The 21781-nt window shown below is 70.0% G+C and carries 21 protein-coding genes, 1 tRNA gene and 1 riboswitch; of the genes, 14 read left to right on the top strand and 8 right to left on the bottom strand.

Features of this window, described 5'->3' with window-relative positions; translation table 11 throughout:
- Positions 1–155: 155 nt before the first annotated feature.
- On the bottom strand, positions 156–635 hold the full coding sequence (locus ACFVTC_RS10140; RefSeq protein ID WP_390125986.1) for a type II toxin-antitoxin system PemK/MazF family toxin: 480 nt from the start codon (positions 633–635) through the stop codon (positions 156–158).
- Positions 636–894: 259 nt separating this feature from the next.
- Between ACFVTC_RS10140 and ACFVTC_RS10135 the strand changes: the two genes are divergently transcribed.
- A complete protein-coding gene (locus ACFVTC_RS10135; RefSeq protein WP_390125983.1) occupies positions 895–1647 on the top strand; it encodes an MBL fold metallo-hydrolase in 753 nt (250 codons plus the stop codon).
- 72 nt (positions 1648–1719) lie between these two features.
- On the opposite strand, the gene ACFVTC_RS10130 is transcribed toward ACFVTC_RS10135, so the two are convergent.
- Positions 1720–2970 (bottom strand): PTS transporter subunit EIIC, encoded by a 1251-nt coding sequence (locus ACFVTC_RS10130; protein WP_390125981.1) that lies wholly within the window; start codon positions 2968–2970, stop codon positions 1720–1722.
- A gap of 226 nt (positions 2971–3196) precedes the next feature.
- Complete coding sequence (locus ACFVTC_RS10125) at positions 3197–4486, bottom strand: PTS transporter subunit EIIC (RefSeq protein WP_390125978.1); 1290 nt, start codon at positions 4484–4486, stop codon at positions 3197–3199.
- Positions 4487–4689: 203 nt separating this feature from the next.
- On the opposite strand from ACFVTC_RS10125, the gene ACFVTC_RS10120 reads away from it, so the two are divergent.
- From ACFVTC_RS10120 to rdgB, 4 genes are all read left to right on the top strand, one after another.
- On the top strand, positions 4690–4923 hold the full coding sequence (locus ACFVTC_RS10120) for a glucose PTS transporter subunit EIIB (protein WP_030569190.1): 234 nt from the start codon (positions 4690–4692) through the stop codon (positions 4921–4923).
- An 89-nt stretch (positions 4924–5012) separates the two neighbouring features.
- Entirely contained in the window at positions 5013–5747 is a 735-nt protein-coding gene (gene rph / locus ACFVTC_RS10115) for a ribonuclease PH (protein ID WP_168528335.1), read from the top strand.
- 119 nt (positions 5748–5866) lie between these two features.
- Complete coding sequence (locus tag ACFVTC_RS10110) at positions 5867–6259, top strand: hypothetical protein (RefSeq protein WP_390125973.1); 393 nt, start codon at positions 5867–5869, stop codon at positions 6257–6259.
- Positions 6260–6293: 34 nt separating this feature from the next.
- Positions 6294–6896, top strand: coding sequence for an RdgB/HAM1 family non-canonical purine NTP pyrophosphatase (gene rdgB, locus ACFVTC_RS10105; RefSeq protein WP_390125970.1), 603 nt, complete (start codon positions 6294–6296; stop codon positions 6894–6896).
- Between the two features lie 53 nt (positions 6897–6949).
- Here the strand turns inward: rdgB and ACFVTC_RS10100 are convergent.
- The 3 genes from ACFVTC_RS10100 to bcp form a co-directional block, all read right to left on the bottom strand.
- A tRNA-Leu gene (locus ACFVTC_RS10100) sits at positions 6950–7033 on the bottom strand.
- Between the two features lie 54 nt (positions 7034–7087).
- Positions 7088–8140, bottom strand: a complete 1053-nt coding sequence (locus tag ACFVTC_RS10095; RefSeq protein ID WP_390125967.1) for an HNH endonuclease — start codon at positions 8138–8140, stop codon at positions 7088–7090.
- Between the two features lie 209 nt (positions 8141–8349).
- Positions 8350–8817 carry a thioredoxin-dependent thiol peroxidase gene (bcp, locus tag ACFVTC_RS10090; RefSeq protein ID WP_381929586.1) on the bottom strand — a complete coding sequence of 156 codons (468 nt, stop codon included), beginning with the start codon at positions 8815–8817 and terminating at the stop codon, positions 8350–8352.
- Between the two features lie 135 nt (positions 8818–8952).
- Between bcp and ACFVTC_RS10085 the strand changes: the two genes are divergently transcribed.
- The 3 genes from ACFVTC_RS10085 to sugE all read left to right on the top strand — a co-directional run bounded on the left by ACFVTC_RS10085 (position 8953) and on the right by sugE (position 10221).
- Positions 8953–9291: a DUF3618 domain-containing protein gene (locus tag ACFVTC_RS10085; protein ID WP_390125964.1), complete on the top strand. Its 339-nt coding sequence runs from the start codon at positions 8953–8955 to the stop codon at positions 9289–9291.
- A gap of 97 nt (positions 9292–9388) precedes the next feature.
- Positions 9389–9691: a co-chaperone GroES gene (locus ACFVTC_RS10080; RefSeq protein WP_103554526.1), complete on the top strand. Its 303-nt coding sequence runs from the start codon at positions 9389–9391 to the stop codon at positions 9689–9691.
- A gap of 115 nt (positions 9692–9806) precedes the next feature.
- Positions 9807–9871: riboswitch (guanidine-III (ykkC-III) riboswitch) on the top strand.
- 29 nt (positions 9872–9900) lie between these two features.
- On the top strand, positions 9901–10221 hold the full coding sequence (gene sugE, locus ACFVTC_RS10075; RefSeq protein WP_390125961.1) for a quaternary ammonium compound efflux SMR transporter SugE: 321 nt from the start codon (positions 9901–9903) through the stop codon (positions 10219–10221).
- A 23-nt stretch (positions 10222–10244) separates the two neighbouring features.
- Here sugE and ACFVTC_RS10070 read toward each other — a convergent pair whose 3' ends face one another.
- Positions 10245–12671, bottom strand: a complete 2427-nt coding sequence (locus tag ACFVTC_RS10070) for a transglycosylase domain-containing protein (RefSeq protein ID WP_390125958.1) — start codon at positions 12669–12671, stop codon at positions 10245–10247.
- Positions 12672–13293: 622 nt separating this feature from the next.
- Here ACFVTC_RS10070 and ACFVTC_RS10065 point away from each other — a divergent pair.
- The 4 genes from ACFVTC_RS10065 (at position 13294) to ACFVTC_RS10050 (ending at position 16942) form a co-directional block, all read left to right on the top strand.
- The gene (locus tag ACFVTC_RS10065) at positions 13294–14094 is read left to right on the top strand and encodes an ABC transporter permease (protein WP_390125955.1); all 801 of its coding nucleotides are present in this window, start codon (positions 13294–13296) and stop codon (positions 14092–14094) included.
- Positions 14095–14218: 124 nt separating this feature from the next.
- Positions 14219–15022 carry an ABC transporter permease gene (locus ACFVTC_RS10060; RefSeq protein WP_390126211.1) on the top strand — a complete coding sequence of 268 codons (804 nt, stop codon included), beginning with the start codon at positions 14219–14221 and terminating at the stop codon, positions 15020–15022.
- A gap of 6 nt (positions 15023–15028) precedes the next feature.
- A complete protein-coding gene (locus ACFVTC_RS10055; protein WP_390125953.1) occupies positions 15029–16018 on the top strand; it encodes an ATP-binding cassette domain-containing protein in 990 nt (329 codons plus the stop codon).
- A gap of 9 nt (positions 16019–16027) precedes the next feature.
- Positions 16028–16942 carry a DUF1707 domain-containing protein gene (locus ACFVTC_RS10050; protein WP_390125951.1) on the top strand — a complete coding sequence of 305 codons (915 nt, stop codon included), beginning with the start codon at positions 16028–16030 and terminating at the stop codon, positions 16940–16942.
- A 202-nt stretch (positions 16943–17144) separates the two neighbouring features.
- Here the strand turns inward: ACFVTC_RS10050 and ACFVTC_RS10045 are convergent, their stop codons facing one another.
- Entirely contained in the window at positions 17145–18476 is a 1332-nt protein-coding gene (locus ACFVTC_RS10045; RefSeq protein ID WP_390125949.1) for an SGNH/GDSL hydrolase family protein, read from the bottom strand.
- 242 nt (positions 18477–18718) lie between these two features.
- Here ACFVTC_RS10045 and ACFVTC_RS10040 point away from each other — a divergent pair, with 242 nt between their 5' ends.
- Entirely contained in the window at positions 18719–20086 is a 1368-nt protein-coding gene (locus ACFVTC_RS10040) for a DUF445 domain-containing protein (RefSeq protein ID WP_390125946.1), read from the top strand.
- A gap of 51 nt (positions 20087–20137) precedes the next feature.
- Positions 20138–21649 (top strand): MFS transporter, encoded by a 1512-nt coding sequence (locus tag ACFVTC_RS10035; RefSeq protein ID WP_390125943.1) that lies wholly within the window; start codon positions 20138–20140, stop codon positions 21647–21649.
- Positions 21650–21781 lie beyond the last annotated feature (132 nt).

Genomic DNA, 21781 nt, shown 5'->3' with positions numbered 1-21781 from the left:
TCGTCATCGAGCGCCGGACGGGCTGTGGCCGCGGGCCCGCATCTCCGTCCCGTCCGGCGCTCGGGGACGAGCCCTTCGGGCGATGAGGTCCAGGGCGCGCGGCCCCTTGGCTGGGCCTCGGGCGGAGCCCCCCAGCGGCGAGACGGGCGGGGACGTCAGTCGGCCAGGTGGCGGACCTGGTCCCACAGCACCGGATCGACCACCCCGACCCGCCGCCGGAACTCCCCGACGGAGACCTCGCGCAGCTCATCCGTCTCCAGGAAACTCGGCCGCCCGTACGCGTCCCCGACCGCCCCGGGCGGCAGCGGAATCACCCCGGCCCGCTCGTCGTGGTACTTGCTCGTGATCTTCGCGACGGTCGCCCGTTCCCCCCGCACCATCAGGACCAGACACGGCCGGTCCTTGCCCCCGGCCATGTCCTCGTAGGGCACGTTCGCCCACCAGATCTCCGCGGGCCGGGGCCGCGTCCCCCGCCGCACCCCGACGGACCGTCGCGCGGGCCGCCGGCCGGGGCGACCGGGCGGCCGGGTGCGGGCGGAGGGCCGGCGCCCACGGCGCCCCCAGCCGTCCACCAGCGTCGCGACGAGCGCGAGCAGCACCACGGCCGCCAACGCGAGCCACCAGGACGTGTCCATACCAAAGAAGGTACCGGCGCGCACCGCGACGCGCCCCCCGCCCGCACGACGCGCCCGTCCCACCTTCGTCCGAGCGTCCATCCGAACCGGTGACAGCTCAGGTGAGTTCGCCCACAACAGCCCCTGGCGGAGGAGCGACCCGCCCTTTCGCGCCTTACGCTCGACGGACCGCACGACCCCCGTTTCCGTATCTGCTCCGAGTAGTTGCCTACCGCACTTACTCCCTGCACTTCCTGTCAGCGCGGAGGTTCCAGCTCTTATGAAGCTCACCGTCGTCGGCTGCTCGGGGTCGTTCCCGTCCGCGGAATCGGCCTGCTCGAGCTACCTCGTAGAGGCCGACGGCTTCCGGCTGCTTCTCGACATGGGCAACGGTGCCCTTGGCGAGCTGCAGCGCCACTGCGGTCTTTACGACCTCGACGCGATCTTCCTCAGCCATCTGCACGCCGACCACTGCATCGACATGTGCGCGTACTTCGTCGCGCGCTACTACCGCCATGAGGGCGGCCGCTGCGACCCGATCCCCGTCTACGGACCCGAGGGCACGGAGCAGCGCCTGACCACCGCGTACGCGGACACCCCCACCGCCTCCTCGATGAGCGAGGTCTTCGACTTCCACACGGTCAAGCCGGGGTCGTTCGAGATCGGCCCGTTCACCGTCCACACGGAACGGGTCCGCCACCCCGTGGAGGCGTACGCCATCCGTGTCGAGCACGGTGGGAAGTCGCTGACGTACTCCGGGGACACGGGGGTCACCGTGACGCTGGACGAACTCGCCCGGGACACCGACCTGTTCCTCTGCGAGGCCGCGTTCACGCACGGCAAGGAGAACATCCCCGACCTGCATCTCAACGGCCGTGAGGCGGGTGAGACGGCCCACCGTGCCGGCGCCCGCCGTCTCCTGCTCACCCACATCCCGCCGTGGACGGACCCCCGGATCAACCTGGCCGACGCCCGCACGGCGTACTCGGGGCCGGCGGATCTGGCGGTGCCTGGAATGTCGTACGAGATCTGACCGCCCCTCGCGTACGCGAAGGCCCCCGGAACCGACTGGTTCCGGGGGCCTTCGGTCGTACGGCCGGACGGCTCACGCCTTCGTGAGGTCCTCGATCTCCTCCTCGGGCTCGCGGCCCGGGGTGGCGAGGTTGAACTTGAGGATCGCGAAGCGGAAGACCACGTAGTAGATCACCGCGAAGACCAGGCCGATCGGGATGATCAGCCATGGCTTGGTGGCCAGGTTCCAGTTGAGGAAGTAGTCGATGGCGCCTGCCGAGAAGCTGAAGCCGTGGTGGACGCCCAGGGCCCAGGTGACGGCCAGCGAGAGCGCGGTCAGAACCGCGTGGATCACGTACAGGACCGGCGCGATGAACATGAACGAGAACTCGATCGGTTCCGTGATGCCGGTGACGAACGACGTCAGCGCGAGCGAGAGCATCATGCCGCCGACGGCCTTGCGGCGTTCGGGGCGGGCGCAGTGCGTGATGGCCAGGGCGGCGGCCGGGAGGGCGAACATCATGATGGGGAAGAAGCCCGTCATGAACTGGCCGGCGGTCGGGTCACCGTGGAAGAAGCGCGGCAGGTCGCCGTGCCACACGGCGCCGGCGGAGTCCTTGTAGGTGCCGATCTCCTGCCAGGCCACCGTGTTGACGAACTGGTGCATGCCGACCGGGAGCAGCGCACGGTTGATGGCGCCGAAGATGCCCGCGCCGACGGCACCGAGCCCGGTCATCCACTCGCCGAAGTTGGTGATGACGTCGCCGATGGGCTCCCAGACCAGACCGAAGAAGACGCCGACGGCGGTGCCGATGAAGGCCATCAGGATCGGGACGAGCCGGCGGCCGTTGAAGAAGCCGAGCCAGTCGGGCAGCTTGGTGCGGTGGAACCGCTGCCAGGTGACGGCGGCTATCAGGCCCATGATGATGCCGCCGAGGACCTTCGGGTCGTTGTACGTCGCGGCGACGTCCACACCCTTGGTGACCTTGGCGTCGGTGATGGGGAACGCGGTGAGCACGTTCTTGTAGACCAGGAAGCCGACCAGCGCCGCCAGCGCGGTGGAACCGTCGGACTTCTTGGCGAAGCCGATGGCGATGCCGACGCAGAACAGCAGCGGCAGATTGCTGAAGACCGCGTCACCGGCGGTGGCGAAGACGGACGCCACCTTGTTCCAGCCGAGGCCGTCCTTGCCGAACACGTCCGGCTGGCCGAGGCGGAGCAGGATGCCCGCCGCCGGCAGCACGGCGATCGGCAGCTGTAGGCTCCGACCGACCTTCTGCAGGCCCTGGAACAGGCCGGATCCCCGCTTCTTCGCGGGAGCCGCCGATGCGGTGGCGGTGCTCATAGTTCCTCCATGTGCCGGCGCTGCCGGGGGACGGGAAGGGTGAAAAGGGGGCGGGCAGCGGCCGCGTGGTCTACACCACTCAGTGGTGTAGACCTGTTGTAGCACGGTGAAGGCTGGATAAGGAACCCACGAATTTTGTGGCCTCGGCCATACCGGAAATACCCCCTGCATTCATGCCGAAAGGCCCCCGGACCTGCGGGTCCGGGGGCCTTTCGGGTGGGGACGGCTACGCCTTGGTGAGGTCCTCGACCTCTTCCTCGGGCTCCCGTCCCGGCGTCCTGAGATCGAACCTGGTGATCGCGAACCGGAAGATCACGTAGTACAGGACGGCGAAGCACAGCCCGATCGGGATGATCGCCCACGGTCTCGTCGCCAGGTTCCAGTTGATGACGTAGTCGATGAGACCGGCCGAGAAACTGAAGCCGTCGTGCACGCCGAGCCCCCAGGTCACCGCCATGGAGACACCGGTGAGCACCGCGTGGACGGCGTACAGCACCGGCGCGATGAACACGAAGGAGTACTCGATCGGTTCGGTGATACCGGTGACGAACGACGTCAGCGCGAGCGAGAGCATCATGCCGCCGATCTCCTTGCGGCGATGCGGCCTCGCACAGTGGGTCATGGCCAGACAGGCGGCCGGCAGCGCGAACATCATGATGGGGAAGAAGCCCGACGTGAACTGACCCGCGTTCGGGTCGCCCTGCAGGAACATGTTGATGTCACCGTGCACCACCGTCCCGTCCGGTGTGGTGTAGCTGCCGAACTGGAACCAGATGGGCACGTTTAGGAACTGGTGCAGGCCGATCACCAGCAGGGCCCGGTTGGCCAGGCCGAACACGCCCGCGCCCCACGCGCCCAGACTGACCAGCCAGTCGCTGAAGGTCTGCAGGCCGTCGCCGACCGGCGGCCAGATCCACAGGCACAGCGCGGCGAACACGATGGCGACGAACGACATGATGATCGGCACGAGCCGGCGCCCGTTGAAGAAGCCGAGCCAGTCCACCAGCCTGGTGCGGTGGAACCGCTGCCAGAAGTACGCGGTCAGCAGCCCCATGACGATGCCGCCGAAGACCCCCGGATTCTGGTACGTGAACGCCGTCACGGAGGTGTCGGGCAACTGGCAGCCGATGTTCTGGATGACCTTCGCCTGCTGCGCACAGCTCTCCGGGAACTGGTGCAGCACGCCGAAGTAGACGAGGAACCCCGCGACCGCCGCGAGCGCGGTGGAGCCGTCCGACTTCTTCGCCATACCGATGGACACGCCGACGCAGAACAGCAGCGGCAACCCGAGCGAGCCGTCGAGCAGCGCGCCGCCGGCACCCTTCATGACCTTGGAGACGCTGTCCCAGCCGAGGCCGTCCGAACCGAACATGTCGGGCTGGCCGAAACGGTTGAGAATGCCCGCGGCAGGCAGTACCGCGATGGGGAGCTGGAGGCTGCGGCCCATCTTCTGCAGGCCCTGGAACAGGTTGTTCCAACGGGCGTGCGCGGGTACGGCGGCGCTGTCGGCACTCATGGGCGTCCTTTGTGCGGAGCCGGTTTGGCGACCGTCCGTCAGCTGGTGTAGACCAGTCGGGTGTGGGCTGGTCGGTGAAGACCGGTCGGCGAACGGCCGCACTGTCGTGAACGCCATCATTCGGTACACACCGCATGAATGCTCGCGAAGATGGGCCAACTGTGGGTTACTGCGACAAAGCGGTTCGGATCAGGGAGTAGGACATGGCCACCAAGGCTGAGAAGATCGTCGCCGGGCTCGGCGGCATCGACAACATCGAAGAGGTCGAGGGCTGCATCACCCGCCTGCGCACCGAGGTCGTCGACCCGAGCAAGGTCGACGAGGCCGCCCTGAAGGCAGCCGGAGCCCACGGCGTCGTCAAGATGGGCACCGCCATCCAGGTCGTCATCGGAACCGACGCCGACCCGATCGCCGCGGACATCGAAGACATGATGTGAGCCACGCTCCCTGAGCCCGGCTCACCCCTGAGGGGCTGCTTCCGCCATCGGAGGCAGCCCCTCACCCGCATGCGGCTAGGCTCATCGCCATGTCTCGAATCGACGGCCGCACCCCTGAGCAACTGCGCCCCATCACCATCCAGCGCGGCTGGAGCAAGCACGCCGAGGGCTCCGTCCTCGTCTCCTTCGGCGACACCAAGGTGTTCTGCACCGCCTCCGTCACGGAGGGCGTCCCGCGCTGGCGCAAGGGCAGCGGCGAAGGCTGGGTCACCGCCGAGTACTCCATGCTCCCGCGCGCCACCAACACCCGCGGCGACCGCGAGTCCGTCCGCGGCAAGATCGGCGGCCGCACCCACGAGATCAGCCGTCTGATCGGCCGCTCCCTGCGCGCCGTCATCGACTACAAGGCACTCGGCGAGAACACCATCGTCCTGGACTGCGACGTCCTGCAGGCCGACGGCGGCACGCGCACGGCGGCCATCACCGGCGCCTACGTCGCACTGGCCGACGCCGTCACCTGGGCGCAGAACAAGAAGCTGGTCAAGCCCGGCCGCAAGCCCCTCACCGGCACGGTCTCCGCCGTCTCCGTCGGCATCGTCGGCGGCGTCCCCCTCCTCGACCTCTGCTACGAGGAGGACGTCAAGGCCGACACCGACATGAACGTCGTCTGCACCGGCGACGGCCGCTTCGTCGAGGTCCAGGGCACCGCCGAGGCCGAGCCCTTCGACCGCAAGGAGCTCAACGCGCTCCTCGACCTGGCCGTCTCGGGCTGCGACGAGCTCGCGGCGATCCAGCGGGCGGCGCTCGAGGCAACCGTGGGTTAACCCTTCGCGTTCTTAGGGGTACGGGCGTACGGTCCAGCCGTGCGCCCCGCCGGCCCCCATGGGGCGGGCCGACCGCACCACCGGTCGACCACATCCTGTCCACGGGGAGGGACCGTTCCATGGCCGCGCGCCACCGTCGCCGCACCGCCGCAATCGCCGTCACCGCCGCACTCGTCGCCCTGCCCGCGGCGGTCGGCTGCGATGCCGTCAACAAGGCCCTGGACTGCGTCCAGACCGCCGACGCCATCGCCGACAGCGTCACCAACCTCCAGCAGGCCGTGGAGAACGCGGCGAACGACCCGACGCAGACCGACCAGTCCCTCAACGCGATAGAGCAGAACCTCGGCAAGATCGGCGACAAGACGGACAACGCGGATGTCAACAAGGCCGTCGACGACCTGGGCAAGGCCGTCGACAACGTCCGTACCGCCGTCAGGAACGGGGACGACACCCCCGACATCAGCCCCGTCACCGACGCCGCGGGAGAACTGACGAAGGTCTGCACCCCGTAGGAGCCACTCCTCGGGGTTGGGGATACTGAGGGCCATGACCCGCCTGATCCTCGCCACCCGCAACGCCGGAAAGATCACCGAGCTGAAGGCGATCCTCGCCGACGCCGGTCTCACCCACGACCTCGTCGGCGCGGAGGCCTTCCCGGAGATCCCCGACGTCCGGGAGACCGGCGTCACCTTCGCCGAGAACGCCCTCCTCAAGGCCCACGCCCTGGCGCAGGCCACCGGCCTGCCCGCCGTCGCCGACGACTCCGGCCTCTGCGTCGACGTCCTGAACGGCGCTCCCGGCATCTTCTCCGCCCGCTGGGCCGGCCGGCACGGTGACGACCAGGCCAACCTGGACCTCCTGCTGGCCCAGCTCTCCGACATCGACGAGCCGCACCGGGGCGCCCACTTCGCCTGCGCGGCGGCCCTCGCCCTGCCCGACGGCACGGAACGGGTGGTGGAGGGCCAGCTGAGGGGCACCCTCCGGCACAGCCCCGCGGGCACGAACGGCTTCGGCTACGACCCGGTCCTCCAGCCGGCCGGAGAGACGCGCACCTGCGCGGAACTCTCCCCCGACGAGAAGAACGCGATCAGCCACCGGGGGAAGGCGTTCCGGGGGCTGGTGCCGGTGGTTCGGGAGCTGCTGGGCTGAGCTGCGGAGCTACGCAGTGGGGCCGCCCGTCCGGGCGGCCCCACTGAGGGACGTGCGGCCGGTGGGATTCGAACCCACACGGGCGTTAACCCACTGGCACCTAAAGCCAGGATGTCTGCCAATTCCATCACGGCCGCTCAAAAACGGTCGTCGTGCTCGACCGGCGGCGCCCAGTCTACGGGTAGGGCGAACTAGCCAGCGAGAGGAATTGCCCTCTTCTGGCGACACCACGTCTCCGTCAGCGCGTGGCAGTTCGGGCACAAGTAGCGCAGATTCTCCCTGCGGTTGTCCCGCCAGTTCCCGTCCACGTGGTCGATCTGCAAGGTGATGGGCCGGCCCAGCCACTCACCGGTGTTGCCGCATGTCACACACAGGTACGGCACCCCGATCTCGGTCAGGGCTCGATGGAGCTGAGTCCTGTTGGTCCGGCCGGCGGGCTCCGGCAGGACGACCAGCACCTTGCTCGCTCTCTCCGCGGGCGCGGGGCCTGTGGGCCGTCCCCAGCTGCGACGCTTGAAGTGGCTTGTCCCGAGACCGATGCGGGTTACCGCGCGTCGGATTCGTCTGTGGTTGGTGTCGTTGACCTCCAGCCCGAGACCGCGCATGACGTCGGCGTAGCTGGTGCACTGCTCCACGAGGCTGCGAAGCCGGTCCTCGGGGATCGAGAGGCGCCGGTGGGAGAAGTGCTCGACGTCAACGCCCCTCGTGCGCAGCATGTGTGCCAGCGCGGCGCGTGAGCGGCTGTCATCCGGCACACCGAGTGAGCGGGCCACGCCGCGGACACTGTTCGCCGCGGCAGCCGCTTCTTTCAACTCCTCGGTGGTGAAGAAGAGTTCAGAGGCCGAGCGCTTGATTCCGAGGAAATGATCGATATCGATGCCCGCCGCTGCGATACGGCGCCGGAGGTGGGACAGAGTTCCCGTCGCCGGAGTCGCGCCCAGTTCGAGTGCCACTTCGCGCAGCGACGAGGAAGAGGCGGCAGCCTCGGCGATGGCGGTGTCGGAATACTTCCGCCACGGGGTGCGCTTGGCGAAGTGGCTGGTGTCCAGTCCGTACGCGACCACCTTCTCCTGGAGCACGCGGCGCCGGCCGCCGCTCGGCTTGAGACCGAGCCGCCGCATCAGGTCCGTCCCATCGCGGGCCTCCGCGACGACCTGTGCGAGCCGCTCCCTCGCGTAGAGATCCGACGGCGCGGTCTCACCTCCGCGTACAGGCCCGCCCTCGGGTTCCGGCGCGTTCCCCATGCTCTCCACCTCTCCGCTCCGATCGCCTGTTCGCGACCTCGTACGGAGTAACGAACCGCTTATCGGACAGTCACGCTCGATGTTCGGGGCTGGTGAAGGCCGGCCCGCGGAAGAGGCATGGTGCGAGCTGTCGGGGGGGGCAGGTCGGCGCCGTAGTGGGCGGACCTGCCCCCCGGCGTACGGATCCCCTTGCGGGGGACCGGGCGGTCTCAGATCCCCAGATCCTTGATGATCTTCGCCACGTGACCCGTCGCCTTCACGTTGTACAGCGCGCGCTCGACCTTGCCCTCCTCGTCCACCACGACCGTGGAGCGGATGACGCCGACGACCGTCTTGCCGTACAGCTTCTTCTCGCCGAAGGCGCCGTACGCCTCCAGGACGGTCTTGTCGGGGTCGCCGACCAGGGTGACCTTCAGGGACTCCTGCTCGCGGAACTTGGCGAGCTTCGCGGGCTTGTCGGGGGAGACGCCGATGACGTCGTAGCCCGCGCCCGCCAGCAGGTCGAGGTTGTCCGTGAAGTCGCAGGCCTGCTTCGTGCAGCCGGGGGTCAGGGCGGCCGGGTAGAAGTAGACGATGACCTTGCGGCCCTTGTGGTCGGCGAGGGAGACCTCGTTGCCGTCGGCGTCGGGCAGGGTGAAGGCGGGGGCGGTGTCGCCGGGCTGGAGTCGCTCGCTCATCGGTACCTCACGTGGCCGGGGGATGGTTACGGACTACGGAGTGAGCGTAATGGGGGTGCCGAGGGGTGCGTCGCAGCGTGAGCTGACAGACTGTCGACTGCACAGAGTTCGAAAATCGACCACGGAGGCAGCGCGGTGTCGGATACGTCGAGAACGTCGGATACCAGGACTCCGGCGCAGATCGAGGCGGACATCAAGCGCCGCCGTGAAATCCTGGCGGAGACGCTGGACGAGATCGGTGTGCGGGTGCACCCGAAGACGATCGTCGGGGACGCGAAGGCCAAGGTCGCCGCGAACGTCGATCACACCCTCGGGCGGGCGTACGTGGGTGTCCACCGCGTCGTCGGCGACGTGAAGGGCCGGTTCGTCACCGAGGAGGGCGCGCCGAGGCTGGAGCGGATCGTGCCCGTGGCGCTCGTGGTGGTGGGCGTGGTGGGGCTGCTCGCGGTGGGTTCGCGGCGCCGCAAGCGCTGACCCGGCTGCGTACCGACGGCTCAAAGGCAGGTAGGTTCGGGGCGTGAGCGCCAATCAGGACAAGCAGAACACCCACCAGGACAAGTTGCCCATCCGCATGCTGCACGACCGTGTGCTGGTGCGGCAGGACGCCGCCGAGGGCGAGCGGCGTTCGGGCGGCGGCATCCTGATCCCCGCGACGGCGGCCGTCGGCCGGCGGCTCGCCTGGGCCGATGTCGTCGCGGTCGGGCAGAACGTGCGGACGGTGGAGCCGGGCGACCGGGTGCTCTACGACCCGGAGGACCGGGCCGAGGTCGAGGTGCGAGGGATCGCGTACGTGCTGATGCGCGAGCGCGATCTGCACGCCGTGGCCGCCGACCGGTTCGAGGGTTCCGAGGACTCGACCGGCCTCTACCTGTAGTCCGCTCCCCGCTCCCCGCAGTCCGCAGTCCGCAGTCCGCAGTCCGCAGTCGGCAGTCCGCGGTCCGCGGTGCGAAAGGGGCCGGTGACCATGGTCACCAGCCCCTTTTGCCTGTGCTTTGCTACCGTGGAAGCACCCGACGAGACGCGCCGTACCGGGACTCCGCAAAGACGACGCACCCCTGTTGCCCCTGCGCGGAGGTGCCTGTCATGGCCTGGATCCTGTTGCTCGTCGCCGGCCTTCTGGAGGTCGGCTGGTCGATCGGGATGAAGTACACGGACGGTTTCACGCGGCTGGTGCCCAGCCTGCTCACGGGCGCGGGCGTCGTCGCGAGCATGGTGCTGCTGTCGTACGCGGCGAAGTCACTGCCCATCGGTACGGCGTACGGCGTGTGGGTGGGGATCGGCGCGGCCGGTGCGGCGGTGCTCGGCATGGTCGTGCTCGGTGAGCCGGCGACCGCCGCCCGGATCTTCTTCGTCTGTCTGCTGCTGGTGGCCGTGGTCGGCCTGAAGGTCACCTCCGGCCACTGACCCGTCACGGTCCGCGCCCGCGGCTACTGCCTTCTCTGGGTGAGCCCGGTCAGCGGTCCCACCCCGGTGGTGGTGCCCGGCGGCCCGCCGTCGGTGGCGCCGCCGTTGCCCGGGGTGCCGCCGTCGGTGGCACCCCCGTCCGTCGTGGTGCCGCCGTCGGTGGTGGTGCCGGTGGTCGACCCGTCGGTGGTGCCGCCGTCGGTGGTGGTGCCGGTGGTCGATCCGTCCGTGGTGGCGCCGCCGCCGGTGGTGCCGCCGTCCGTCTGGCCCTGGGTCCGGCCGCCGTTGTCGCCGGGCGGCGGGCTCTGGGTGTCCTGGCCGCCGGTCGCGGCGCCGCTGTCCTGGCCGCCTGTGCCGGGGGACTGGCCGGTGGGTCCGGTGCTCGGGAGCTGCTGCCGTTCCTCGGCGCCCGGCTGGAGTTGCAGGTCGAAGCCGATCGGGCCGGTGCCCTTGAGCGCGGACTTCGTGTACTGCGCCCAGATCTGCGCCGGGTAGCCGCCGCCGTTGAGCCGGGCCTGGCCGAGCGCGCCGTACAGGGACTTGTGGACGCCGGTGTCGGGGTCCTGACCCATGACGGCGACGACGGTGGCGAGGTTGGGGGTGTAGCCGGCGAACCAGGCCGCCTGGTCCTCCTCCGCCGTGCCGGTCTTGCCCGCGGCGGGCCGGCCGGCGGCCTGCGCGGCCGTGCCGGTGCCGCCCTCGACGACGCTCCGCAGGACGGAGGTGGTGGTGTCGGCGGCCTGCCGGGTCACCGCCTGCCTCGTGGCCTGCTTGGGCAGCTGCACGTCCTCCGCGCCCTCCTTGGTGATCTTGTCGACGAGCGTGTACGTGCCGTGCCTGCCGTGGTTGGCGAGGGTCGCGTAGGCCTGCGCCATGTCGAGGACGCTGGCGGTGGACGGGCCGAGCGCGATGGAGGGGGTGGCGGTGAGGTCCGGGGTGTCGGCGGGGACGCCGAGGTCGACGGCGGTGTCCTTGACCTTGGACGGGCCGACGTCGACGGCCATCTGCGCGTACACGGCGTTGACCGACTTGTCGGTGGCGGTGCGCACGGTGATGGGTCCGTACGAGACGTTGTCCTCGTTCTCGGGCGCGTAGGTGCCGCCGTTCCAGCCCTGTACGGGACGCTTGTCCGTGCCGTCGTAGAAGGTGTTCGGGGTGATCGTGCGGCCGTCCTCGGTGCGTGAGTCGTTCTGCACGGCCGAGGTGAACACGAACGGCTTGAAGGTCGAGCCGACCTGGTAGTCGCGGCGCGTGGCGTTGTTCACGTACTGCTTGGTGTAGTCGATGCCGCCGTACATGGCGACGACCTTGCCGGTGGCCGGGTCGATGGAGACGCCGCCGGCGCGGACGTAGCGGTCGACCTTGCGGGCCTTCTTGTCGAGGTGGCTCATCACCTGGTCGTCGACGGCCTTCACGAAGGCGTCCTGCTTGGGCCTCTGCAGGGTGGTCGTGATGCGGTATCCGCCGGTCTGCAGGGTGTCCTCGTCGATGATCTTGTGTTCGGCGAGGTAGTCGTTCACGGCCTTGACGAGGTAGCCGCGCTGGCCCGACATGCCGGTGGCGATCACCGACTGCTTGGGCTCGGGGAAGGTGACCTCGGCGCGTGCCGCCGGGGTCAGCCACTGCTTCTTGACCATGCCGTCGAGGACGTAGTTCCAGCGGGCCAGGGCCGCGGCCTTGTTCTCGGGGTGCGCGATCACGTCGTACTCGCTCGGCGCGTTCAGGAGCGCGGCGAGGTAGGCGCCCTGGCCGACCGTCAGGTCCTGTGCGTCGACGCCGTAGTACGCCTGGGCGGCGGCCTGGATGCCGTACGCGTTGCGGCCGTAGTAGCTGGTGTTGAGGTAGCCCTCGAGGATGTCGGCCTTGCTCTTCTGGCGGTCGAGCTTGATGGAGATGAAGAACTCCTTCACCTTCCGGGTGGCGGTCTGCTCCTGGCCGAGGTAGTAGTTCTTCACGTACTGCTGGGTGATCGTCGAGCCGGACTGCCTGCCCTTGCCGGTGGCGGTGTTCCAGCCGGCGCGGATCATCGCCTTGGGGTCGATGGCGGACTCGGTGTAGAAGTCCCGGTCCTCGGCGGCGAGCGCCGCGTGCTGGGCGTCCTTCGAGATCTGCGCGAGGGACACGTTCTCGCGGTTGACCTCACCGTCGCGGGCGAGCTGGCTGCCGTCCGCGTAGAGGTAGACGTTGCTCTGCTTGGTCGCGGCGGCGTTCGCGGACGGGATCTTGACCAGGTAGTAGCCGAGCGCGAAGAGGCCGATCACGAGCAGGACGAGGCCGAGGAAGGTGCCGAGGACCATCCGCCAGGTGGGGATGAGCCGCCCCCAGCCGGTGCGCTTCCGCCGTGCCTTCTTTCCCGGCTTCCCCAGCTTCCCCGGCTGTCCCGGTTCCTCCGGCTTCCCCGGTTCCGCCAGTCGTGCGGGTGCCGGCGGGTTCCCGGGTTCCTGTGGCATTCCCGGCTGTCCGGGCCTCGCGGGACGTGCCTGCTGCGGGTGTTCCTGCGGATTCCCGGGGTGTGCCGGCCGTGCGGGTCCCTGCGGAATCCCGGCTTCCCCGGACCTCGCGGGCTGCGCGGGTCCCCGCGGCTTCTCGGGTCGTGCGGGCTGCGCGTGCTCCTCCGGCTTCCGCGGCCCTTCCGGCCTGCCGGTCCCGTCCGGCTTACCGGCCGCTTCCGGCTTCCCGGTCTCGTCCGCCCGTCCGGTCTCCTCCGGCTTCCCCGGCCTTTCCGGCTTCTCCGGGTCCCCCCGTTCTGCGGGCGGCTTCCCCGGCTCACCGGGTTCGCCCGGTGCCGCCTGGGCAGCCGACTCGGGCCCCCTGGGTGCCCAGCCCTGGTCGTCCTGCTGCGGCTGCGGCTTGTCACTCATCTGTTTGCCGGACTCCTGTTTCACGTCGTACGCACCCGTACGACCTCATACGCCTTGTGCGCCCCCTCTTGAAGACTGTCGCACCAAGCGTTCCGTTCCCGGATTCCGGCACGCGTCGCGCCGGAAAATGCCTGGCAGCGAGCATCGCCGTGGGACTAGGCTCCTGCGCTTCGGCCGAAAACGGCTTTCCCGGTGCAAGGAGGACTTCCTCGTGGGGACAGGGCGGTTGTACACGGCCGTCGCCCTGGGCGGGTTCCGGCGCTACGCCACCTACCGGACGGCGACGGCCGCCGGTGTGTTCACGAACACCGTCTTCGGGCTCATCCTGGCGTACATCATGACCGCGCTGTGGGACGAGAAACCGCACCTCGGCGGCTACGACCAGGCACAGGCGCTCTCCTATGTGTGGCTGTCCCAGGCGCTGCTCATGGTGGTCGCCACCATGGGCGGCGGCTTCGAGGACGAGCTCCTGGAGCGTATCCGTACGGGTGACATCGCGATCGACCTCTACCGTCCCGCCGACCTCCAGCTGTGGTGGCTGGCCCAGGACGCGGGCCGGGCGCTGTTCCATCTGCTGGGGCGTGGAGTGGTCCCCCTCGTGTTCGGCGCGCTCTGCTTCGACCTCGCGCTGCCCGCCGACCCGCTGACCTGGCTGGCGTTCCTGGTCGCGGTCGCCCTCGGGGTGCTCGTCAGCTTCTCCATCCGCTATCTCGTCGCCCTGTCCGCCTTCTGGCTCCTGGACGGGGCGGGCGCGGTGCAGATGGCCATGATCGCGGGCGTCTTCTGCTCGGGGATGCTGCTGCCGCTGAACGTCTTCCCGGGTGTGCTCGGCGAGGTGGTGCGCGCCCTGCCCTGGTCGTCCCTGATCCAGGCGCCCGTCGACGTGCTGCTGGGCACGGCGGACCCGCTCGGCACGTACGCCTTCCAGGCGGCCTGGGCGGTCGGACTGCTGGCGCTCGGACGGCTCCTCCAGTCGGTGGCGACGCGAAGGGTGGTGGTGCAGGGTGGCTAGCCCGGCGGACGGCTCGGCGGACAGTACGGCGGACAGCCCGGTGGACGTGCGGTCCCGGACGACCGAGGCCGGGGCCGGGGCCGGAGCCGAGGACCCGTGGGCCCGGCAGGGGACGTACGCCCGGATGCGCGACGGACTGAGCGCGTACCGCATGATCGCCGCCATGTGGATCCGTTCCACGATGGCCTACCGCGCGTCCTTCGCGATGACCACCTTCGGCAACTTCGCGGCGACCGGCCTCGACTTCGTCGCGATCCTGCTGATGTACTCGCAGATCGACCGGCTCGGCGGTTACAGCCTGCCCGAGGTGGCTTTCCTGTACGGGGTCTCGGCCATCGCGTTCGGGCTCACGGATCTCGTGCTCGGCTCGATGGACCGGCTCGGGCGCCGGGTGCGCGACGGCACGCTCGACACGCTGCTCGTGCGGCCCGTGCCCGTGCTCGCGCAGGTCGCCGCGGACCGTTTCGCCCTGCGCCGGCTGGGCCGGGTCACCCAGGGGCTGCTGGTCTTCGGTTACGCGGTCACCGCACTCGACATCACCTGGACGCCGCTGAAGGTGCTGCTGGTGCCGCTGATGGTGCTGAGCGGCGCCGCGATCTTCTCGGCGGTCTTCGTGGCCGGCGCGGCCTTCCAGTTCGTCGCGCAGGACGCCTCCGAGGTGCAGAACTCCTTCACGTACGGCGGCAGTACGCTCCTGCAGTACCCGCCGACCGTCTTCGCCAAGGACCTGGTGCGCGGGGTGACCTTCGTGCTTCCGCTCGCCTTCGTGAACTGGCTGCCCGCGCTCTACGTCCTGGGGCGGCCCTATCCGCTCGACCTGCCGGCCTGGGTCGCCTTCGCACCGCCACTCGTCGCGGCGGGCTGCTGCGTGCTGGCAGGGGCCGCCTGGCGGGCGGGACTTCGTTCCTATCGCAGCACGGGGAGCTGAACCGACATGACAACAGACCTGTCCGCGGGTCCGGTTGACGCCTTCATCGAACTCGACCGTGTCGAGAAGGTCTTCGACGTGCGCAAGAAGACGGGCTTCCTGCGCAGCGAGCGCCGTCAGGTGCGGGCGGTGGACTCCCTCTCCTTCACCGTGCCGCGCGGCGAGATGGTCGGCTACATCGGACCGAACGGGGCCGGGAAGTCCACCACCATCAAGATGCTGACCGGGATCCTCACGCCGAGCGGCGGCCGGCTGCGGGTCGCGGGCATCGATCCGTCCCGGGAGCGGACCCGGCTCGCGCGGCGCATCGGGGTCGTCTTCGGGCAGCGCACGACGCTGTGGTGGGACCTCCCGCTGATCGACTCCTACCGGCTGATGCACCGCATGTACCGCATCCCGGACGCCCGTTACCGCGAGAACCTCGATCGCTGCGTCGAACTCCTGGAACTGGGCGAGCTGTTGGACGTACCGGTCCGGCAGCTGTCCCTCGGCCAGCGGATGCGCGGGGACATCGCGGCGGCGCTGCTGCACGACCCCGAGGTCCTCTATCTCGACGAGCCGACGATCGGTCTGGACGTGATCAGCAAGGCCCGGGTCCGCTCGTTCCTGCGCGACCTGAACGCCGAGCGCGGCACGACGGTGCTGCTCACCACGCACGACCTCACCGACATCGAGCAGCTGTGCCGGCGGGTGATGGTCATCGACCACGGGCGGTTGATGTACGACGGTCCGCTGACCGGGCTGCACGTGGTGGGGGAGAGCGAGCGGACCCTCGTGGTGGACCTGGAGCGGGAACTGCCGCCGGTCGAGGTGGCGTCGGCGCGGGTCGTGAAGGTGGAGGGGCCCCGGCAGTGGCTGGCCTTCCCCGCGTCGGCGTCGGCGGCCGAGCTGGTGGCGCGGATCGCGGCCGAGTACCCCCTGGTGGACCTCTCGGTGCGGGAGCCGGACATCGAGGCGGTCATCAGCCGCATGTACGAGGAGAAGGCTCTCTCGTAGGCTGGTCCCATGACCGAGGATGTGCCTTCCCGGGGAAGCGACGACCAGCGTCCGGTGCCGCGGGCTCCCGAACCCGCGGGCCCGGAGTTGCGAGCCTCCGACGCCGATCGTGAACGGGTCGCCGAACAGCTCAGGGACGCCCTCGCGGAGGGGCGCCTCGACATGGAGGAGTTCGAGGAGCGGCTGGAGGCGACGTTCAAGGCCCGTACGTACCGGGACCTGGCGCCGCTCACCCGCGATCTGCCGGGCTCGGCCGCCGCGACTCCGGTGAATATGCTCAAAGAGCCCTCTGAGAGCGGGAGTTGGGCCGCTCGGATCGTCGGCGGGGAGGGCTCGTCCGGGTGGGGGGTCGCGATCCTGTCGGGGTTCGAGCGCAAGGGCCGCTGGACCGTGCCGCGGCGCTTCAGCTCCTTCGCGTTCATGGGCGGCGGTGAGATCGACCTGCGCGAGGCGAACTTCGCCGACCGTGAGGTCGTCATCAACTGCGTCGCGGTCATGGGCGGTGTGAACGTCGTGGTGCCGCCCGGGGTGGAGGTCGTCGTCCGCGGCATCGGCATCATGGGCGGCTTCGACCACCGTGAGGAGGGGCGGCCGGGCGACCCCGGGGCCCCGCGCGTGATCGTCACGGGCTTCGCGTTCTGGGGCGGGGTCGGCGTCGAGCGGAAGGTCACCCGCGCCGAGCGGCTGCGCCTGAGGGAGGAGCGCCGCCAGGAGAAGCTGGAGCGCAAGTCCGGCCGCGGGGCGCTGGGGGCCGGCTCACGGGGCCGCCTCGACGACGTGTACGACGCCCACCTCGAGGCGCTCGAGGAGGCCCGCGACCTGATCCGCGAGCGTCACGAGGAGCGCCGGGAGAGGCACGCCGAGCGTCGCGAACGCCACGAGGCCCGCCGCCAGGAGCGTCACCGCCGCCACCGCGACTTCTGAACGGAGCGCCGCCGCCGCCACCGCCGGCTTCCGGGCGGAGCGTCACCGCCGCCACCGCCGGCGTCTGAACGGGGCGTCGCCGCCGGCTTCCGGACGGAGCGTCACCGCTGCCACCGCCGGCGTCTGGACGGAGCGTCGCGGCCGGCTTCCGGACGGAGCGTCACCGCTGTCACGGCCGACTTCTGGTCGCGGTCGGCCCCCGCTACAGCTCCGCCGGGGCCGACCCCTTCAGGTCGTCCAGGTCGAAGACCTCAGCCATCCGCTCGTACCCCTTGTCGCTGGGGTGGAGATGGTCGCCCGAGTCGTAGTCGGAGCGGAGCCTGCGCGGGTCGTACGGGTCGCGCAGCGCCTTGTCGAAGTCGACGACGGCGTCGTACACCAGGCCCGCGCGGATCTCCTCGTTGACGGCCCGCCGGACCGCGTCGCGGCCGCCGGTGTAGCCGCGGTGGCCCCCGAAGGGCATCAGGGTCGCGCCGACGACGCGCAGTCCCCGGACGTGCGCCTGCTGGACCAGCCGGCGCAGTCCGTCGGTGATCGAGCGCGGGTCGACCTGATGGGGGTTGCGCAGGATGTCGTTGACCCCGAGGTCGATGACGACGGCCCTGACGTTCGTGCGGTCGAGCACGTCGCGGCGGAAGCGGTTGAGGCCGCTCTGGTTGTCGGCGGGCCGGCCGAGACCGTCGGCCAGGACCTGGTTGCCGCTGATTCCCTGGTTGACGACGCTGTAGCGCGGCACGTCCGCGGAACCGGCCGCGGCGTGCAGCCGCTCCGAAAGGGCGTCCGTCCAGCGGTGGTTGGCACCCGTCGTGGAGGTGATGCCGTCGGTGAGCGAGTCGCCCAGGGCGACGACGGTGCCCGCCGACTCGTTGCTCAGCACGTCGAGGGCGGTCAGATAACGCCAGTGCGGGGTCTGTTCGGTGTACGCGGCGCCGGTCGGGTCCTCGGTGCGGTCGCCCTCGGCGACGTACGAGATCTGCCGTGCGTGCTGGTGATAGGTGACCGGGCCGGACGGGGTGGGCGAGTACGTGGTCACGAGGACGTCGGTGTCGCGCGGGATCGGGATCCGTACGCCGTCGCTCATCACCTGCTGCCCGGCCGGGACGACCACCGCGGTGCTGCCGGCGAAGGTGAGGCGGCTCATGGTCCCGGCCGCGGCCGCCGCGTCGTTCTCGCCCGCGGCGACCGCGATCGAGGCGTGCGTGATGCGCAGCGGCTGCTGGCCGTAGAGGTTGGAGAGGGTGATGCGGGCGTCGGTGCCGCCGACGTCGACGTGCACGACGTTGCGCACGGAGCGGCCGGCCAGGCCGCCCGCCTCGGTGCCGGGTTCGGCTCCGCCGGGTGAGGCGGACCAGGCGGCGACCCAGGTGCCCGCGGAGGCGGGGGCCGCGGAGTTGTGGGGGCCGGGGGCGCCGGCGAGGGCGTTGCGGGTGCCGTTTCCGTCGTCGGCCGCGGCTCCCACGTATATGGCTGCGGATATGACCACGATCACGGCGACGATCGCGGTCAGCAGGGCATAACCGTGACGCTTGGTCATGCGGTGCGTGTCTCCTCGGGCGATGGGAGCCCGAGGCTCCGATGTGATGAACCCATGATGCGTCATGGGGTAGAGGGAGATGGACAGAACCTCTTCCGGGGCGACCCTGAGGCGTCCCGGAGATCTCCCTGAGTTCTCCCCGTCCGAACAGACGCCGGGAACTCCTGTTCCGTTCCAGGAGTCGGTCAGGAAGGGACAATGGGTACCAGACCTCGGACGGGGTCGGCGAACGGGTGGAGCGAATGGAACGCACAGAACCGGAAGCAGCGGATCCCGAAGGGCCGCGCGCCCGGCCGGACGGCGCCGCGAACCGCGCGACGACGGCGCCCGGCCCGGTGAACCGCACGATGTCCTCGTTCAGCCCCGCCGACGAGGAGAAGCAGCGCGGCGTCCGCCGGATGAAGGCGACGGCGACCGGCCTGCTGCTCCTGGTCGCCCTGGTGTACGTCCTCGCCAAGTGGGCCTCGCACGAGGGCGCGGGCCCCTGGGCCGGATATGTCGCCGCGGCCGCCGAGGCCGGCATGGTCGGCGCGCTCGCCGACTGGTTCGCGGTCACGGCCCTCTTCCGCCATCCGCTCGGCCTGCCCATCCCGCACACCGCGATCATCCCCACCAAGAAGGACCAGCTGGGGGTGTCGCTCGGCGAGTTCGTCGGCGAGAACTTCCTCTCCGAGGAGGTCGTACGCCAGCGCCTGCGGGCCGTCGGCATCGGCGGCAGGCTGGGGACCTGGCTCGCCGAACCGGAGCACGCGGACCGGGTCACGGCCGAGCTGGCCACCGCCCTCAGGGGAGCGCTGACCGTGCTGCGCGACTCCGACGTGCAGGCGGTGGTCGGCGAGGCCGTCACGCGCCGCGCCGACGCCCAGGAGATCGCGCCCGGCATAGGGAAGATGCTGGAGAAGATCGTCGCGGACGGCGGTCACAAGCGGGTCGTGGACCTGATCTGCGCCCGCGCCCACGACTGGCTGGCGCTCCACGACGAGCAGGTCATGGACGCCGTGCAGGGTGGCGCGCCCGGCTGGACCCCGCGTTTCGTCGACAAGAAGGTCGGTGAGCGGGTCTACAAGGAGCTGCTGCGCTTCGTCACCGAGATGCGCGACGCGCCGTCCCACCCGGCGCGCGGCGCCCTCGACCGCTTCCTCGGCGATTTCGCCGCCGACCTCCAGTCCGACACCGACACCCGCGCCCGGGTGGAGCGGCTCAAGGGCGAGGTGCTCGGCCGCGGTGAGGTCCAGGACCTGATCGCCTCCGCCTGGACGGCCGTACGATCCATGATCGTTTCCGCCGCCGAGGACGAGCGCAGTGAGCTGCGGCTGCGGGTGCGGGCCTCGCTGCTCTCGCTGGGCACCCGCATGGCCACCGAACCCAAGCTCCAGGCCAAGGTCGACCGGTGGCTCGAGGGCGCCGCGGTGTACGTCGTGACGACCTACCGCAAGGAGATCACCTCCCTGATCACCGACACCGTCGCCGGCTGGGACGCCGAGCACACGACCCGGAAGATCGAGGCGCACATCGGCCGTGACCTGCAGTTCATCCGGATCAATGGCACGGTGGTGGGATCACTGGCCGGGCTGCTGATCTACGTGGTGTCGCGAGCGCTGGGGGCGTAACCACCTCGCGGCGGGGAATCCGGTCAGGGTTCGTCGAACGGAGAGGGAGCCATGACCCCACCAGCCCCGCCGGCCCCCGTGCCCGCTTCCACGGGCACCATCACCACGAGTGTCCCCGCCCGCCTCGACCGGCTTCCCTGGTCCCGGTGGCACTGGATGATCGTGATCGGCCTGGGAACCGTCTGGATCCTGGACGGCCTGGAAGTCACCACGGTCGGCAACATCGCGAGCCGGCTCTCCGAGGACGGCAGCGGCCTGTCCATCTCCTCGGCCCAGGTCACCGGCGTCGCGGCGGCGCTCTATGTCGCGGGAGCCTGCGCCGGAGCCCTCTTCTTCGGCTGGCTGACCGACCGTTACGGCCGCAAGAAGCTCTTCATGGTGACGCTCGTCGTCTACCTCGGCGCGACCGCGATGACCGCGCTCTCCTTCGACGCGTGGTGGTTCTTCACCTTCCGCTTCCTCACCGGCTTCGGTATCGGCGGCGAGTACGCGGCCATCAACTCGGCGATCGACGAGCTCATCCCCGCGAAGTTCCGGGGCCGCGTCGACCTGATCATCAACGGCAGCTACTGGCTCGGCGCGGTCGGCGGCGCGCTGCTGTCCATCGTCATGCTGAACACGGACATCTTCCCCAAGGACGTCGGCTGGCGGCTCACGTTCGCCCTCGGAGTGGTCCTCGGACTGGTGGTCCTGCTGGTCAGGCGGCATGTGCCGGAGAGCCCGCGGTGGCAGTTCATTCACGGCCGCGGCGAGGACGCGGACGCGCTGGTCACCTCCGTCGAGCGGGACATCGAGCGGGAGAAGGGCAGGCCGCTGCCGCGCGCGGAGGGCGAGATCACCATCGAGCAGCGCAAGAGCATCGGCTTCGGGCTCATCGCGCGGACCGTCTTCCGCCGCTATCCGAAACGCGCCGTGCTCGGCCTCTCCCTCTTCATCGGCCAGGCATTCCTCTACAACGCGATCACCTTCGGTTTCGGTGCCATCCTCACCACGTTCTACGACGTCCCCTCCGGCGGCACCGGCTACTACTTCGCCGTCATCGCGGCCGGCAACTTCATCGGCCCGCTGCTGCTGGGCAAGCTCTTCGACACGGTCGGCCGCAAGGTGATGATCTCCTCCACGTACCTGCTGTCGGGCCTGCTGCTCTTCGGCACGGCCTGGCTCTTCGGCCAGGGCTCGCTGAACGCGGCGACGCTCACCGCATGCTGGTGCGTCGTGCTGTTCTTCGCTTCGGCGGGCGCCTCCAGCGCGTACCTGACGGTCTCGGAGATCTTCCCGATGGAGACCCGCGCGATGGCCATCGCCTTCTTCTACGCCCTCGGAACGGCCGCCGGTGGTATCAGCGGACCGCTGGTCTTCGCGGACCTCACGAAGTCCGGTGTCGTCGGAGACACGGTGCTCGCCTTCCAGATCGGCGCGGCCCTGATGTGCGCGGCGGGACTGGTGGCCGCGTTGCTCGCGGTGAAGGCCGAGGGGCGCTCTCTGGAGGACATCGCCACACCGCTGTCGGTGTCGTCGTCCGGCGCGTCCGGCGCGTCCGGCACGTCCGGGAAGACGGCCTGACCCGGCTCGCGGACGACCGGCCACGCCGGTGGGCCGTTCGCCGACCGGTCCCGGTCCGCCGTTCTCGGGGATCCGAGGATCTGAGTACGCATACTCTGTCGGGCCGTCGCCCGGACAGTGACCCTCGTACGC

Source organism: Streptomyces sp. NPDC057950 (assembly GCF_042887295.1).
Lineage (GTDB): Bacteria > Actinomycetota > Actinomycetes > Streptomycetales > Streptomycetaceae > Streptomyces > Streptomyces kaempferi.
The sequence above is the reverse complement of the archived record's forward strand: the minus strand, read 5'-3'. Positions and strand labels throughout refer to the sequence as shown.